Consider the following 14,113-nt stretch of genomic DNA (forward strand, 5'->3'; position numbering starts at 1 on the left):
TGCATCTCGCCGTCGTGAATCCGCCACAGCCCTGCCGCCGCGTCGATTTTGAAACCCCTTATTCGACTCGAGGCCGCAGTGCGAACGATGGAGCTTCGATTTCTCGGCGGCGCTCGCGAGGTGGGTCGCAGCGCGATCCTCGTGAACGACGCCCTGCTGCTCGATTTCGGGATGCTGACGGCGAACCCGCCGCAGTTTCCCGTCGAGACGCCGACGCCCGAGGCGGTCGTCGTCTCCCACGGCCATCTCGATCACGTCGGCGCCGTACCGGCGCTGCTCTCGGGCGACGCGCGGCCGCCGATCCACTGGACGCCTCCGACGTACGAACTGACGCTGACGCTCGCTCAGGACACGCTGAACCTCCACGGCGGAACGATGCAGTGTCCGTTCACCGAGACGGACGTCCAGCGCGTCACGCAGGTCTCGCAGACCCACGGCTACCGGGAGACGTTCGAGGCGGCCGGCCACGAGGTGACGTTCTACAACGCGGGCCACATCCCGGGGAGCGCGCACGTCCTCGTCGACGACGGCGAGACGCGTCTGCTCTACACGGGCGATTTCCACGTCGACGATCATCGGGGCGACGCGGCTGAGACGACGTCCCCGCGCGGCCAGCGGCTCGTTTCGGGAACGACCGCGCGGCCCGACGCCGACGTCGTTCTCTGTGAGAGCACCTACTCCGACGTCGAACACGACGACCGGGCCGTCGTCGAGGAGCGATTCGCCGAGAGCGTGCAGACGACCCTCTGGGAGGGCGGCACGGTCGTCGTCCCCGCGTTCGCGATCGGCCGCACCCAGGAGCTGATGCTGGTCTGCGACGCACACGACATTCCCTGTTACGTCGACGGGATGGGCAAGCGAGTGACCGAGATGCTGCGCCAGTACCCCGACTTCGTCCGCGACGCCGACGCGTTCCGGCGGGCGATCTCCCACGCGCGGTTCGTCACCGGCCGAAACGGTCAGCGAAAGCGCATCACCGACCAGAAAGCCGCGATCATCACCACCAGCGGGATGTTGTCCGGTGGCCCTGCCATGACCTATATTCCGGAAATCCGGGCGAATCCGATGAACAAGATCGCGATGACCGGCTACCAGGTCGAGGGCACCCCCGGCCGCGACCTCCTCGAAACCGGGAGCGCCGAGATCGACGGCCGCCGGATGCCGATCAGCGCCCGGGTCGAACAGTACGACTTCTCCGCGCACGCGGACCGGGACGGGATCCTCGGGTTCCTCGCCTCGTATCGGGACGACGAGGTATTGATCAACCACGGCGACCGCTGCGAGGCGTTCGCCGAGGAACTGCGGTCGGACGGATTCGACGCGACGGCGCCCGAGCGCGGCGATACCGTCTCGGTGTCGCCTCACTCCGCATCGTAGTCTTCCGCTGCGCTACGACCGTCCGCCGCGTCCTCGCCGCCCTCCGCGTACTCCTCGAGCGCTCCCCACGAGAGCGTCCGCACGACGCGTATCTCGATGACCGCGCGCTCTGACAGGTCGTGGCCGGCGTACTGGTCGTACTTCGACTCGAGGGCGGCGACGGCGGCGTCGTGGCTGCTCGCGTCCGTCCGTCGTTCTGCGTCGCCCGCCTCGGCGTCCCCGTCGGGCGGGACGACGCGAGCGCGGCCTCGGACCTGAACCCACGCGAGCCGAGACCAGTCCTCGCTGTAGTAGTCGACGAGCACGGTCGCGTGCGGGTTCGCCCGTACGTCGCGGACGCGCCGGAGGTCGCGAGTCGACTTCGGTTTCTCGTCGATCGCCGAGACGAGTCGGAGGTCGTGACCGGAGTCGGACGTCGAGTCGCCGCCGGCGTCCTCGCGGTCGAGCACCGCGTAGCAGATCGGGACCGCGTGGGGACGACCGTCGCCGTCGGCCGTCGCCAGCGTCGCGACGCGGGCGCGCTCGAGGACGGCTCGCTCTTCGGGCGTCATACCGAACGAACGGCGCCGACGGGGAAAACGGTCGGTGGCGCCCGTCGCCCGAACCCGGGGCTATCCACCGGAAGAGCAAACTACTCGAGTGGCCCGACACTCACTTCGTCCGAATGAGTCGCTCGAGCGCCGGCTATCGTCGGGAGTACGGACTCGTCGCGTTCGGAGCGCTGAGCTACACCTGCCTGATGTTCGTCTGGTTCTCGCTGCCGGCGTACCTGTCGGTGATCATCGACGACGTGGGGCTCTCGAGCACGCAGGCGGGGATTCTCACGGGCGCGGTGCCGCTGACCTACATCCCGCTGGCGCTGTTCTCCGGCGTCGCCGTCGACCGGATCGGGCCCGGTCGGAGCCTCGCGGCGGGCGTGCTGATCTACGGGATCGCACAGATCGCCCGGAGTTTCGCGCCCGGCTTTCCGTCGCTGTTCGTCGTGACGCTGCTGCTCGGCGTCGGTGCCACGGCGATCACCTTCGGCCTCCCGAAACTGGTCGGCGTGTTGTTCCCGCCCGAGAGGACCGGCCGCCCGTCGGCCGTTTACCTCGTGGGCGCGTCGACGGGTTCGGCGCTCGTCTTCGCCGTCGGACGGCCGATCTTGGGGCCGTGGCTCGGCGGCTGGCGGCCGCTGTTCTTCTGGAGCGGCGTCGTCGCCGTCGCCTACGGGCTCGTCTGGCTGGTCGTCACCCTCCTGGCGGGAATCGACGAGCGGATGGACGGCGACGGCGGCTTCTCCCTCGAGTCGATTCGCGAGGACCTCCGGCTGGTCCTTTCCCACCGCGAACTCCAGCTGGTCGTCGTCATCGGGACGATGTACCTGCTCTTGAACCACGGCCTGCAGGGGTGGCTCCCGACGCTGCTCGAGTCCCGGGGGCTCGCGGCCGGTCCGGCCGGCCAAACCACGAGCCTGCTGGTAGCGTCTTACGTCGTCGGCGTGCTCACCGTCCCGGAGCTGGCCGACCGGTACGGACTCCGGCGGCCCGCGCTGATGGCCTGCGGTGCCGTCGCGTTCGTCGGCGTCGCCGGCGTGATCGTCGGCGGTACCGGCCCGCTGGTCCTCGTTGGCATCGTCGTCACCGGGATCGGCGTCGGCGGCATCTCGCCGCTCGTCCGCGCGATTCCGCCGGACCTCGAGGGGATCGGCGCTCGCCTGACCGGCACCGCGGTTGGCTTCATCTTCGCCGTCGGGGAGATCGGGGGCTTCTTCGGCCCGATGCTCGTCGGAGCGTTACGCGACGCGACCGGCTCGTTCGTCCCCGGACTGGCCGTCCTCGCGGCCGGCGCGCTCGTCGTGGTCCTCGCGGGCGCCACTCTGCAGTGCCTCGCTCACTGAGCCCGAGTCCTCACTCCTCGAGCACCAGCGTCGCCCCACACTGTGGACACTCGAAGTCCGTTTCATCGGTTCTCGAGATCCGCATGTGATCGCACTCGCAGTCGGGACACGCGATATTCCTGTCGTTGAGGGCGGGAATTCTGGCGATGCGAACGTCCTCGCTGTCCCGCGGCGCACCCAGCGCCAGCGCGACGACGCGCTCGTCACTGGCGTTGCGTCCCGACTGGAACTCTCCGGGAGCGAACCTGATAACCTCACCTTCGGTTACTGTCACCTCGTCGACGGGATCGGCTCTTTCCTCGCTCGGTTCAGCCCGCGTCTCAAACGTCGCCTCCCCCTCGAGGACGACGAACACCTCCTCCTGATCCGCGTGAGCGTGGACGGATCCGCTGAACCGCTCGCCGGGCTCGAGGACGTAGCGCGTGATCGCGAGGTGGTTCGTCCCGAGGGGGTCGGCGAGGGCGCGGCGATCGGTGTGGAGCTCCTCGTCGTACGGATCGGAGTCGACGTCGTCGATCGCGAGGTGTCGCATGGGCCGCCGTTCAACGCGTCAGAACAAAACCGTTCGAGAGCGGAGCGGGACTTCTAATTCAGCGCGAAGCTTTATCCATTCGGTTCGTGTCGATGGCCTATGGCGACCTCGCCACGAACCAATCTCCTACAGCAGACGCTCGCGGACGGCGACGTCGCGCTCGGCGTCCTCGAGAACGCGTACGGTCCGACGCTGGTCGAGTTCTACGGCGAACTCGGCCTCGATTTCGTCTGGATCGACCTCGAGCATGCCGGGCCGAGCCCGTTCGACGGGGACCGACTCGAGGAGCTGACTCGGGCCGCGAACGTGACGGGGACGGAACTGCTCGTCCGATTACCGGAACCCGACCCCGGGATGGTCCGGAAGACGCTCGACGCCGGCGTCCGGTCGCTGTTCGTCTCGCGGATCGAGTCCGCCGACGAGGTGCGCCGCGCCGTCGAGGCCTCGCGGTTCGAGTACGACGGCGACCCCGGCAAGCGCGGCTTCGCGAGCCCCCGCGCGAGTCGGTGGGGGACGACCGACGACTACGCGGGCACCGAGGACGAGGAGATCGTCGTCGGCGTGACGATCGAGAACCCGACCGCGGTCGACAACATCGAGGAGATCCTCGAGGTGCCGGGACTGGGGTTCGTCTTCGCCGGCCCGCTCGACCTCGCGGTGTCGCTGGGCCACCCCGGCGAGCCGACCCACGACGAGGTCGAGGAGCGAATCGAGGAGATTCGAGAGGCGGCCCTCGAGGCCGAGGTTCCGCTTGGCGGACTCGGCTTCGGGATGGACGACGTCAACGAGAAAGCTGAGTCGGGCTACCAGATCCTCAATCTGGGGAGTACGACCGGGGCGCTGGGCGGCGCCGTGCGCTCGTGGCTGAACGAATACGGAGGTACCTGATCATGTCCGAACACTCGTTCGATTCGGCGGTCGAGGACGTACCGAACTCGATGCACCCGGGAGCGTCCGCGGAACCGAACCGATCCCGGTGGAAACGAGCGGGTACCGTCGCCCTCGGTGGTGCCCTCGTCGTGTTCGGCCTCCGGCGCCGCTCGCTGGGCGGGACAGTACTCGCGCTCGTCGGCGGCGCACTCTCCTACCGAACGCTCAGCGACTACCTGACCGACGCCGGCGAGATGGAGCCGGTCGAACGCTCCATCACGATCGACAAACCGGCCGACGAACTGTCCGACCTCGCGCGCGACCCCGAGAGCTTGGCGCGCATCGTCGGCCACTTCGCCGACGTCTCCGCGGTCGGCGACGACCGCTACCGGTGGAGCGCGGGCGGCCCGCTCGCCCGGGAGCTGTCGTGGGAGATGGAGATCGCGGCCGACGAGTCCGGCGAGCGGCTCCGCTGGGAGACGGTCGACGACGAATCGATCGGCGCGCTGTTCGACTCCTGGTCGCTGTCGTTCGATCCGGCGCCGGGCGACCGCGGGACGACGGTGACCCTCGAGGTCCGCTTCGACCCGCCGGGCGGGACGGCCGGCAGCGCGGCCGCGGAGCGACTCGACGTTGTCCCCGAGTCGCTCGTCGGGACGGCGCTGGACCGCTTCAAGAGTCTCGCGGAGACGGGCACGGTGCCGACGACCGAACACAGACCGTCCGCTCGCGGACGGGGTGATCTGCTATGACTGACGAAACGATGCGAGCGCTCACGTGGCACGGCGAAAAGGACGTTCGAGTCAGCGAGGTTCCCCGGCCCGAGATCGTGGAGCCGACCGACGCGATCGTCGAGATCACGGCCACCGCGATCTGTGGCTCCGATCTCCACCTCTACAACGACAGGATGCCGGGGATGCGCGAGGGCGACGTCCTCGGCCACGAGCCGATGGGCGAAGTCGTCGAGACCGGCGACCAGGTCGAGAACCTCGAGGTCGGCGACCGGGTCGTCGTCCCGTTCACGATCAGCTGTGGCTCCTGTTGGTTCTGCGAGGAGGAGCTCTACTCGCTGTGTGACAACTCGAATCCCAACGCCGAGATGGCCCGCAAGATGATGGGCCAGTCGCCGGCCGGCCTGTTCGGCTACTCCCACCTGCTGGGCGGCTACGCCGGGGGACAGGCGGAGTTCCTGCGGGTTCCCTATGCCGACGTCGGCCCGATCAAAATCGAGTCGGACATTCCCGACGAGCAGGTGCTGTTCCTCTCCGACGTCTTCCCGACGGGCTACATGGCCGCCGAGAACGCCGATATCGAACCGGAGGACACCGTCGCCGTCTGGGGTTGTGGTCCGGTCGGCCAGTTCGCCGTCCAGAGCGCACAGATGATGGGCGCGAATCAGGTGATCGCCATCGACCGCGTGCCCGAACGCCTCGAGATGGCGGGCGAACACGGCGACGCGGAGACGATCAACTACGAGCACGCAGACGTCTACGACCAGTTGATGTCGATGACCGGCGGCCGCGGCCCGGACCGCTGTATCGACGCGGTCGGGACGGAGGCCCACGGGACGGGCCTCGACGGCGTCTCCGACCGGGTCAAGGAGGGCGCGAAACTGCAGGACGACCGCCCGTACGTGCTCCGTGAGGCGATCAAGTGCTGCCGGAAGGGCGGCACCCTCTCGGTTCCCGGCGTCTACCTCGGGCGCGCGAACGTCCCCTTCGGCCCGCTGATGAACAAGGCGCTGACTGTCAAGACGGGGCAGACGCACATGCAGCGCTACCTCGACCCGCTGCTGGGGAAGATCGAGGAGGGCGAGATCGACCCCTCCTTCATCATCTCCCACCAGGTCGGCCTCGAGGACGGGCCGGAGATGTACCAGACGTTCAACGACAAGGAGGACGACTGTATCAAGGTCGTCATGACGCCGTAGCAGGGGGCGGCGATCCGTTCGCGCCCGTCCGTTCGACGCGGAACGCGTCACTCCTTTGGCGCTTCGCGGACTGAGGGCCGACTATGTTCCACGGCGAGGCGTTCTGGCTCGTTCGCTTCTGCTTCCAGCGAGGGCTGGCGTTGCTGTATCTGCTGGCGTTTCTCGTCGCCGCGTTCCAGTTCCGGCCGCTGGCCGGCGAGGACGGCCTGTTACCCCTCGAGTGGTACGCCGAAGGCGACGACTTCCGCGAGCGGCCGAGCCTCTTCTACTTCGTCCCGAGCGATCGGGCGATCGCCGTTGTCGCGTGGTCCGGCGTCGTCCTCTCGGCGCTGGCGCTGATCGGGCTGCCCTACTGGCTGCCAGAGCCCTATCCGACGCCCGTTTCGATGGCGCTCTGGGCCGTCGTGTGGCTGCTCTATCAATCGTTCGTCAACGCCGGGCAGACCTTCTACGGCTACGGCTGGGAGTCGATGCTGCTCGAGACGGGCTTTCTCGCGATCTTCCTCGGCGCCGGCGCGGTGGCACCGCCGGTCGTCATCCTCTTGCTCTTACAGTGGGTGCTCTTCCGCAACATGTTCGGCGCGGGCCTGATCAAACTCCGCGGGGACGACTGCTGGCGCGACCTCTCCAGCATGGACTACCACTACGAGACCCAGCCGATTCCGAACCCGCTGAGCTGGTTCGCCCACCACCTCCCGGATCGATTCCACCGGTTCGAGACGTTCGGGAACCACGTCGTCGAACTGCTGATTCCGTTCCTCTACTTCGCGCCCCAGCCGGCCTCGTCGCTGGCCGGCGCCGTCACGATCGGGTTCATGGGCTGGCTGATGCTCACCGGCAACTTCGCGTGGCTGAACGCGCTGACGATCGTGCTGGCGATCGCGACGTTCAGCGACGGCGCCCTCGAGTGGGCGCTACCCGTGACGGCGCCCGAGACCGTCGCGACGCCGCTCTACCTCGAGGGCGCGGCGATCCTGGTCGCGATCGTCGTGGTCGCGATGAGCATCCGGCCGCTCGAGAACATGCTCTCGGAGAGCCAGACGATGAACACCGCATACGATCCGTTCCACCTCGTCAACACCTACGGCGCGTTCGGCTCGATCACGCGGGATCGCTACGAGATCGTCATCGAGGGTACCAGCGACGAAGAAGTAACTGAGGAGACCGAGTGGGTGCCCTACCGGTTCAAGGGGAAGCCGACCGACCTCGAGCGGCGGCCGCCCCAGATCGCGCCCTATCACCTCCGGCTGGACTGGCAGCTGTGGTTCGCCGCCATGGCGCCCTCGCCGCGTCGCCACCCGTGGTTTCACCGGTTGCTGGCAAAACTGCTCGAGGAGGACGACGAAACGCGGGCGTTACTGGCCGCGGACCCCTTCGCCGGGCGCGAGGAGTCGCCGACGCATATTCGCGCGGTCCGGTACCGGTATCGGTTCACGACGCCCGAGGAGCGCGACGAGACCGGCCGGTGGTGGGAACGCGAGCGCGTCGGCACCTACGTCGCGCCCGCGTCGCTCGAGGAACTGCGGCTCCGCGGGCCGGGGCTGTGAGCGGCGGGACTCCATGCGGGCTGAGACCGAAGTTGCCCGCTCGAGTGTTCGTCGGCCGGCTTACCGCTCGTCGTCCGACTGCTGGCGCGCCGGCGGCGTCTTCGACAGTAACTGGCCCCACTTGTCGCGGTTGTCCGCCACCTGTCGGTAGCCCCACTCGCGGATCCGCGCGTAGTCCTCGAAGTTCCGGAGGAATCCGAGGGTCTCGGCGACGGGGCCGCCGCTGTCGTACCGGCGCAGCGCCTCCTCGATCGACGCCCCGCAGGAGTAGACGCGGGTTTCGGTCACGAGATGGGAGCACTCCTCGTAGTACTCGGGCAACCGCTCGCGGAGTTCGGGGTGGTCCGGCAGGTCGCTAAAGCCCACGATACGAAGGTCCGTCCGCTCGTCGAAGTAGTCGGCCCACCAGGTACAGAAACCGCAGTCGTCGTCGTAGACGAGGGTCGGCTCGAGCATAGCTAGCGGTACGGGCTCGAGACACAAACCGCTGACTCGGATTCGCCGCCGGGACGGCACGCGAGGCCGGGCCGTCGAACGGCCGGATACTTGAGCCGGGACGGTGAACGCGAGCGTATGGAGCGGTTCGTCCGACTGATCGTCGCCGGCGGCCTCGTCCTCGTCGGCGCGCTCTGGCTCGTCGACCTGTTCGCGCGGGGCTCGCCGCAGTGGCTCGTCGGCATCGTGCTCGCGATTCTGGGGTTCGTCGGCGTTATGGCCGGGATCTTCAGCGAACTCGAGTCCGGTGCGTTCAGTGTCGAGTAGCATCGAACGCGGGTACGTTCGCGGGAACGCCTCGAAAGCCCCGAGGACTCCCGAGTCGGAGGGCTTGCTGCGGTCCTCACCTCACTTCGTTCGGTTCCGGTCCTTGCGTCGCCCGCCTTCCTCGAGAGCCCTCGCCCCTTTCAGTCCCGCCGAAAGCCCCTGAGCCGCTCGGCCGCTAGCCGAGCGGCTCAGCCCCTTTCAGCCCCGCCCGGCGGTGGATCCCCGAGTCGGCAGTACTATCGCGGCTGTCGATCCATCACTCCGCCGGAACATTATTGACGGCACTGACGAAACGTGACCCATGAGTAGCGCGGCCGGAACCCTCTCCGAACCGCAGGTGCTGGCCCACACCAAGCGGCGGCTCTTTCCGACCGAGGGGGGCGCAGAGCGATCGTACGTCGTGGCCGACACGCAGTTCTCGCAGGACGAGTGGCTGCCCGGACACCCCATCGAGCCGGCGATCCTGGACCGGCTGGCGCCGTTCAACCACGTGCGGATCGGCGGCGGCTACCCGGATCTCGTGGGCGTTCGCGACCTCGAGTCGGACCTGCTCGCTGTCGAACGGCTGGGCGAGGAACCGCCGCTGATCGCCATCGAGGCGAAGGGGTACGCCAGCGGCGGCGTGGACACCCAACGCGGCATCGTACAGGCCTACGACCGACTCCACGAGGCCAACGCGGCGTACCTCGCGGCGCCGGCGGCGGCGATCTCGGAAACCGATCGGACGCTGGCCCGGGAGCTGAACGTCGGCGTGCTGGGCGTCGACGCCGCCGGCGACGTCGAGGCGCTCGAGGTGCCCCGAATCGTCGGTAATCGGACCTCGAGCGAGGCGACGGCGCTGCGGTTTCAGGCCGGCGCGCAGGGCGTGGCGGACAAGTCGTTCGGGCTGAACCATCCGAAGAACTACCTCGGCTACCCGCTGGCTCACTACGCCGACGGCGACACGGCAACCCTGCTGTCTGAGTACAAGGTCGTCGGCGCCGTCGACAGCGCCAGACAGGGGGCCGCGTTCCTGGGACTGATCGAGGACAGGCCGCGCGGCGTCGAACTGACCTCGCTCGGCCAGGAAGTGGTGCGGTTCGCGACTGGACGGTGTGGCTCCGTGGAGGCGGCCCTCACGGAGTTCGAGGACTGGTATCGATCACGGAAACGGTTCGTCGACCTCGCGCCCGGCTGGGGGCAACTCGCCCGCCGCGTCGTCTTCGAGTATCCGGCGACCGAGTTGCTCGTCGCGGAACTCCAGGCCATGCACGACGACTGGCAACCCGAGCCGTCGCTCGTCGATTTCCTCACGCACCTGCACGAAGTGCGGCCGACCTTCGCGGTGGAACTGTTCCTCCGAGGAGACGACGACGTTCGGCGGCGGGCGCTGACCGAGGACGGCGAGTTGCGGCGCGAGGTGCTCGCGGACGGCACCGTCTACCACGCGCCGACCGTCTTCCAGCTGAAAGCGATGCTGTACCACACCGGGATCCTGACCGAACGCGGCGCCGAACCGCACCGCCTCGAGCCACTCGAGGACGTCTGGGCGCTTCGCGAGCCGGTCTGAACGCGAGGGGTCCTTCCCCGCCATTTTTCACCCCGTTCGGATAGTATCAACCATGACCCACGGGCTGGAGCCGACGGAGGAGTACGACGGCTCGATCACGGTGCGGCTCTTGGACGACCGGTCGGGAACCGAAGAGATCCGCTGTTCGTCCTACGAGGACGCGATCGAGCGCGTCAAGGAACGCCAGCACGCGGTCACGGCGGCGAAGATCGTCGCCGGCGACGGCTCCGTCGTGTTTACCTCCGCCGACATGGAGATCGACGACTGGGAGCGCGTCTGGCGACGGGAGAAACGCCGGCAGTCGGTGCAGGTCGAAGACCACGACTGTCCGCACGACAGCGTCTCCTGTTTCCCCGACGACCTCTGCGTCCAGTGTCAGATCGACAAGGTACGGGGCGGCTACTGAGCCCGGACGCGTCTCTCGCCGGCGGTCCTACGGCGATTCGAACCCGTGTCGCTCCCGGTGGGCGGCCAGGAACGTCGCGTGCGGCCGTTTCGCTTCTTCCGAGGGAAGCGTCAACTCCTCGCCCTCGAGCCGCGCGAACTCCTCGTACCCCTCGAGGTCGGGACGGTCGGCGACCAGCACGCGGTAGTCGTCGGTCACCGCGAGCCACCCGGCGTCGAACGCCCAGTGGTGAAGCCGGCAGAGCGCGAGCCCGTTCCTGACGGTATCGCGGCCGTTCTCCTTCTTCGGGTAGATGTGGGCCGCCTCGATGTCGACGGTTCCGGCGGGCGACTCGCGGGACGCGCCACAGATCGCACAGCGCCGGTCGTAGGCGGTTTTGACCCGCTTCGCGAAGGCGCTCGAGCGGACGCGACGCTGCGTCGCGGTGAACTCCTCCTCGTCGGCCGTGAGCGCGGGTTCGTCCGCATCGCCTCCGCCGCCGGCGTCGGTCTCGGCCGACACGCTACCGGTTTCGGTGCCGTCGCCGACCACCGAGTCGGCCAGCGCCTCGAACTCGGCCGGGTCGTCGACCTCGAGTCGTTCCAGCGTGAACCGATACACCAGCCGCTCGCCGTCCGAATCGGTCACGTACTCGGCGTCGACGATGTCGACCAACCCCTCGTACCGGAGCCGGTCCTCATCCGCCGGCTGATAGAAGAAATAGACCGGCACCACGGCCCCTTCGGCGTGATTGACCAGCGCCCCGTTCGCGGGCGTCAACTGCTGATCACCTTTCGAGGGGACGCCCTCGCCGATGTAGGTGAACCGCTCGCCCTCGAGGTCGTCGCCATACGGGCCGTCCTCGCGAGCCTTCACGATGATGTACGCCAGGTCTCCGCCGCCGTCCGTGCGCGGGTTGATCCCCTTGATGTAGGAGCCGAAACTCGTGTCGAACGCCGCCTCGAGTTCCGACTGCGAGTACTCGGTCCCGCGCTCGAGCGCCGGAAGACCGGACGCGACCCGCCGCGCCAGTCGCTCGCCGCTCTCGGTCAGCGAGTTCAGCCCGTCCGATCGCTCGACGTAGCCGAGACTCTGCAGCCAGCCCCGATGTTGTGCGGGACCGGACGGGTCGGTCCACTCGACCGTCGAGTGGTCGGCTGCGATCGCCGCGCCGAGTTCGGCGTCCGTCTTCGGCCCGTCGAGCAGCGCCTCGAGAAGCGTCTCGAACCCGCGGACGTTCTCGACGAGCGCCTCGAACAGGATCTTGGGGTCCGACTCCGCGACCCACCGGACGCCCCGATCGGTGAGCCGGACCCGTTCCTCCTCGAGCGCGAGCAGTCCGATCCGTTCGAGAAACTGCAATCGTCTGGCAATTCCCGCGTCGCTGGTCGCCCGCGTGTTGGCTTTCACCCACTCGAGCAGCGCCGACAGGTCCGGCTCCTCGGTGAGCACGTAATGACAGCACTCCTCGAGGACGGCCGTGTAGTTCCCCGCACCGCCGAAGAACCGAACGGCGATGTTCAGTTTGTCTTCACCCATCCACTCGCTATCGGTCGGTCTCCCGAGAGATAAACGGTCTGGACTCTCTCGAGAGCGGACGAGTCGAACGTAGCGACTGGCCGTCGACCGAACGTCGGTCTCCGACCGCGAAAACGGCCTACAGGGAGGGTCCGGAAACGCCGGAGGATCGATCGGAGCCGATCGTGACGGGTTCGAGCGAAATCTCGATTTCCCTGCCCGTGCCGTCGACGACGACGGTGTGGCCGGCGTACTCGAATTCGAGGGACGAGAATCCGGAACTCGAGGAGAGGGTGTCGATGACTTCGGGATCGATAACGTTGTAGAGCGGATCGAGTTCGATCGGATCGATTCCGGAGGCGTCGGCGACGAGTTCGATGACGGCCATACTCAGATCTTCGTCCGCTTCCGGCACCGCTGTCGGGTTCTGCGAGTTCATGACTGTTTCTGTTGGGACCGGGAGTAAAGAAAATGACTCAATTTTTCGCACCGCGCGGGCCAGGCAAAATCACAGTTCGACAAGACGGTACGTCGTGACCGTCGCTGGACGGCCTCGATCGCACGAACCGTTAGCGACGGTCGGATCGCGTCGTCGAGTCGACCGTCCGGTTACCACGTTCGTCCGATCGCCTCACTCGCGTCGCGGGACCTCGTGGCGGCCGAACCCGTACCGGAGCCGGTTCGCGAGGCGCCGCGAGAAGCGACCGTCGTCGGCCCGCGACCCGAACCGTTCGGAGAGCGCCGTGTAGATCAGGGGAAGCGGCACCTCCTGTTCTAAGGCCTCCTGGACGGTCCAGGTGCCGGTCGAGCCGCCCTCGACGCAATCGGCGACGGTTCCGAGGTCGTTGCCCTCCTCGCGGAAGGCCTCCTCGCAGAGCTCGAGCAGCCACGATCGGATGACGGCGCCGTTGTTCCAGACCGACGCGACCGACTCGAGGTCCAGATCGTAGCGGCCCTCGTGGAGCAACTCGAAGCCCTCGCCGTACGTCTGCATCAGGGCGTACTCGACGCCGTTGTGGATCATCTTCACGTAGTGACCCGAGCCGGCGGGTCCCATGTGCTCGTGGCCGTCGGGCCCGGTCGCGACCGCGTCGAAGACCGGCGTCAGTTCGTCGTAGGCCCACTCGGGGCCGCCGATCATCAGCGAGAAGCCGAGTTCCGCGCCCGCGGGGCCGCCGGAGGTGCCACAGTCCAGATACGCCGCGGGACAGGACTCCGCGCGGCGCACGGAGTCCTCGAAGTAGGAGTTGCCGCCGTCGACGACCACGTCGTCGCCGTCGAGGTGACTCTCGAGTTCCTCGAGGGTCGCGTCGACGGCCTCCCCGGCGGGCACCATCAGCCAGATTCGTTTCTCCTCGCCGAGTCGATCGGCGAGGTCGGCGATCGACTCCGCCGGCTCGGCGCCGGCGTCGGCGGCCGTCGCGACGGCCGCCGCATCGAGGTCGAAGGCGACGACGTCGTGGCCGGCCTCGAGGGTGCGGTCGACGACGATCTGTCCCATGCGTCCGAGTCCGATTACGCCCAGTTGCATGGGGACCACTCGGCGGGGCTGCGAGGTAGTGGTTGTGATTTCGCGGGCTGTAGCGTCTCCCGGTGCGTCGACTCGTGCGCGTTTCGACGGCCCCGTTCGAGCGCGTTCTCCCGTTCGATCGCTCACTCGAGCGCGCGACGTAGCGTCGCTCTCGATGGAAGCGCGCCGGCACCGCCTCCGTGCGACCGCTGATATCGTTACCCGACGCTGTCGGCGGAGAAGGAACGAACTGC

At 67.9% G+C, this 14,113-nt stretch carries 15 protein-coding genes; 9 read left to right on the forward strand and 6 right to left on the reverse strand.

Going from position 1 to position 14,113, the window contains the following annotated elements; all coding sequences use genetic code 11:
- Nucleotides 1-87: 87 nt before the first annotated feature.
- The gene (locus C477_RS06710) at nucleotides 88-1,377 is read left to right on the forward strand and encodes an MBL fold metallo-hydrolase (RefSeq protein WP_008893698.1); all 1,290 of its coding nucleotides are present in this window, start codon (nucleotides 88-90) and stop codon (nucleotides 1,375-1,377) included.
- Here the strand turns inward: C477_RS06710 and C477_RS06715 are convergent.
- Nucleotides 1,362-1,928 carry a TIGR03668 family PPOX class F420-dependent oxidoreductase gene (locus C477_RS06715; protein WP_008893699.1) on the reverse strand — a complete coding sequence of 189 codons (567 nt, stop codon included), beginning with the start codon at nucleotides 1,926-1,928 and terminating at the stop codon, nucleotides 1,362-1,364. The two genes, C477_RS06710 and C477_RS06715, sit on opposite strands and share 16 nt — an antisense overlap.
- Nucleotides 1,929-2,041: 113 nt before the next feature.
- Here C477_RS06715 and C477_RS06720 point away from each other — a divergent pair, with 113 nt between their 5' ends.
- Entirely contained in the window at nucleotides 2,042-3,256 is a 1,215-nt protein-coding gene (locus tag C477_RS06720; RefSeq protein ID WP_008893700.1) for an MFS transporter, read from the forward strand.
- Nucleotides 3,257-3,266: 10 nt separating this feature from the next.
- Here C477_RS06720 and C477_RS06725 read toward each other — a convergent pair whose 3' ends face one another.
- Entirely contained in the window at nucleotides 3,267-3,788 is a 522-nt protein-coding gene (locus tag C477_RS06725; protein ID WP_008893701.1) for a cupin domain-containing protein, read from the reverse strand.
- A 99-nt stretch (nucleotides 3,789-3,887) separates the two neighbouring features.
- Here C477_RS06725 and C477_RS06730 point away from each other — a divergent pair, with 99 nt between their 5' ends.
- From C477_RS06730 to C477_RS06745, 4 genes are all read left to right on the forward strand, one after another.
- On the forward strand, nucleotides 3,888-4,676 hold the full coding sequence (locus tag C477_RS06730; protein WP_008893702.1) for an HpcH/HpaI aldolase family protein: 789 nt from the start codon (nucleotides 3,888-3,890) through the stop codon (nucleotides 4,674-4,676).
- Nucleotides 4,677-4,678: 2 nt separating this feature from the next.
- Nucleotides 4,679-5,410, forward strand: a complete 732-nt coding sequence (locus C477_RS06735; protein WP_008893703.1) for an SRPBCC family protein — start codon at nucleotides 4,679-4,681, stop codon at nucleotides 5,408-5,410.
- An 11-nt stretch (nucleotides 5,411-5,421) separates the two neighbouring features.
- On the forward strand, nucleotides 5,422-6,588 hold the full coding sequence (locus tag C477_RS06740; RefSeq protein ID WP_008893704.1) for a zinc-dependent alcohol dehydrogenase: 1,167 nt from the start codon (nucleotides 5,422-5,424) through the stop codon (nucleotides 6,586-6,588).
- Nucleotides 6,589-6,671: 83 nt separating this feature from the next.
- Nucleotides 6,672-8,135 (forward strand): lipase maturation factor family protein, encoded by a 1,464-nt coding sequence (locus C477_RS06745; protein WP_008893705.1) that lies wholly within the window; start codon nucleotides 6,672-6,674, stop codon nucleotides 8,133-8,135.
- A 60-nt stretch (nucleotides 8,136-8,195) separates the two neighbouring features.
- On the opposite strand, the gene C477_RS06750 is transcribed toward C477_RS06745, so the two are convergent.
- A complete protein-coding gene (locus C477_RS06750; protein ID WP_008893706.1) occupies nucleotides 8,196-8,591 on the reverse strand; it encodes a thiol-disulfide oxidoreductase DCC family protein in 396 nt (131 codons plus the stop codon).
- Between the two features lie 117 nt (nucleotides 8,592-8,708).
- Here C477_RS06750 and C477_RS06755 point away from each other — a divergent pair, with 117 nt between their 5' ends.
- From C477_RS06755 to C477_RS06765, 3 genes are all read left to right on the forward strand, one after another.
- Nucleotides 8,709-8,897: a hypothetical protein gene (locus C477_RS06755; protein WP_008893707.1), complete on the forward strand. Its 189-nt coding sequence runs from the start codon at nucleotides 8,709-8,711 to the stop codon at nucleotides 8,895-8,897.
- Nucleotides 8,898-9,198: 301 nt separating this feature from the next.
- Complete coding sequence (locus tag C477_RS06760; RefSeq protein ID WP_008893708.1) at nucleotides 9,199-10,446, forward strand: hypothetical protein; 1,248 nt, start codon at nucleotides 9,199-9,201, stop codon at nucleotides 10,444-10,446.
- Nucleotides 10,447-10,498: 52 nt separating this feature from the next.
- Nucleotides 10,499-10,852: a hypothetical protein gene (locus tag C477_RS06765; protein ID WP_008893709.1), complete on the forward strand. Its 354-nt coding sequence runs from the start codon at nucleotides 10,499-10,501 to the stop codon at nucleotides 10,850-10,852.
- Between the two features lie 27 nt (nucleotides 10,853-10,879).
- On the opposite strand, the gene C477_RS06770 is transcribed toward C477_RS06765, so the two are convergent.
- The 3 genes from C477_RS06770 to gnd form a co-directional block, all read right to left on the reverse strand.
- Nucleotides 10,880-12,370 carry an HNH endonuclease gene (locus C477_RS06770; RefSeq protein WP_008893710.1) on the reverse strand — a complete coding sequence of 497 codons (1,491 nt, stop codon included), beginning with the start codon at nucleotides 12,368-12,370 and terminating at the stop codon, nucleotides 10,880-10,882.
- Between the two features lie 118 nt (nucleotides 12,371-12,488).
- A complete protein-coding gene (locus C477_RS06775; protein ID WP_049914358.1) occupies nucleotides 12,489-12,788 on the reverse strand; it encodes a HalOD1 output domain-containing protein in 300 nt (99 codons plus the stop codon).
- A 192-nt stretch (nucleotides 12,789-12,980) separates the two neighbouring features.
- Entirely contained in the window at nucleotides 12,981-13,880 is a 900-nt protein-coding gene (gnd, locus tag C477_RS06780) for a phosphogluconate dehydrogenase (NAD(+)-dependent, decarboxylating) (RefSeq protein WP_008893712.1), read from the reverse strand.
- Nucleotides 13,881-14,113: the final 233 nt, after the last annotated feature.

The sequence above is a fragment of the Haloterrigena salina JCM 13891 genome (genome assembly GCF_000337495.1).
In the GTDB taxonomy this organism is placed as follows: Archaea; Halobacteriota; Halobacteria; order Halobacteriales; family Natrialbaceae; genus Haloterrigena; species Haloterrigena salina.

Bases quoted from the DNA above. Each gene is read 5' to 3' on its own strand.
- gnd (WP_008893712.1), bottom strand. From the start codon at position 13,880: ATGCAACTGGGCGTAATCGGACTCGGACGCATGGGACAGATCGTCGTC.
- C477_RS06715 (WP_008893699.1), bottom strand. From the start codon at position 1,928: ATGACGCCCGAAGAGCGAGCCGTCCTCGAGCGCGCCCGCGTCGCGACG.
- C477_RS06750 (WP_008893706.1), bottom strand. From the start codon at position 8,591: ATGCTCGAGCCGACCCTCGTCTACGACGACGACTGCGGTTTCTGTACC.
- C477_RS06775 (WP_049914358.1), bottom strand. From the start codon at position 12,788: ATGAACTCGCAGAACCCGACAGCGGTGCCGGAAGCGGACGAAGATCTG.
- C477_RS06770 (WP_008893710.1), bottom strand. From the start codon at position 12,370: ATGGGTGAAGACAAACTGAACATCGCCGTTCGGTTCTTCGGCGGTGCG.
- C477_RS06710 (WP_008893698.1), top strand. From the start codon at position 88: ATGGAGCTTCGATTTCTCGGCGGCGCTCGCGAGGTGGGTCGCAGCGCG.
- C477_RS06765 (WP_008893709.1), top strand. From the start codon at position 10,499: ATGACCCACGGGCTGGAGCCGACGGAGGAGTACGACGGCTCGATCACG.
- C477_RS06745 (WP_008893705.1), top strand. From the start codon at position 6,672: ATGTTCCACGGCGAGGCGTTCTGGCTCGTTCGCTTCTGCTTCCAGCGA.
- C477_RS06740 (WP_008893704.1), top strand. From the start codon at position 5,422: ATGCGAGCGCTCACGTGGCACGGCGAAAAGGACGTTCGAGTCAGCGAG.
- C477_RS06720 (WP_008893700.1), top strand. From the start codon at position 2,042: ATGAGTCGCTCGAGCGCCGGCTATCGTCGGGAGTACGGACTCGTCGCG.
- C477_RS06755 (WP_008893707.1), top strand. From the start codon at position 8,709: ATGGAGCGGTTCGTCCGACTGATCGTCGCCGGCGGCCTCGTCCTCGTC.
- C477_RS06725 (WP_008893701.1), bottom strand. From the start codon at position 3,788: ATGCGACACCTCGCGATCGACGACGTCGACTCCGATCCGTACGACGAG.
- C477_RS06730 (WP_008893702.1), top strand. From the start codon at position 3,888: ATGGCGACCTCGCCACGAACCAATCTCCTACAGCAGACGCTCGCGGAC.
- C477_RS06760 (WP_008893708.1), top strand. From the start codon at position 9,199: ATGAGTAGCGCGGCCGGAACCCTCTCCGAACCGCAGGTGCTGGCCCAC.
- C477_RS06735 (WP_008893703.1), top strand. From the start codon at position 4,679: ATGTCCGAACACTCGTTCGATTCGGCGGTCGAGGACGTACCGAACTCG.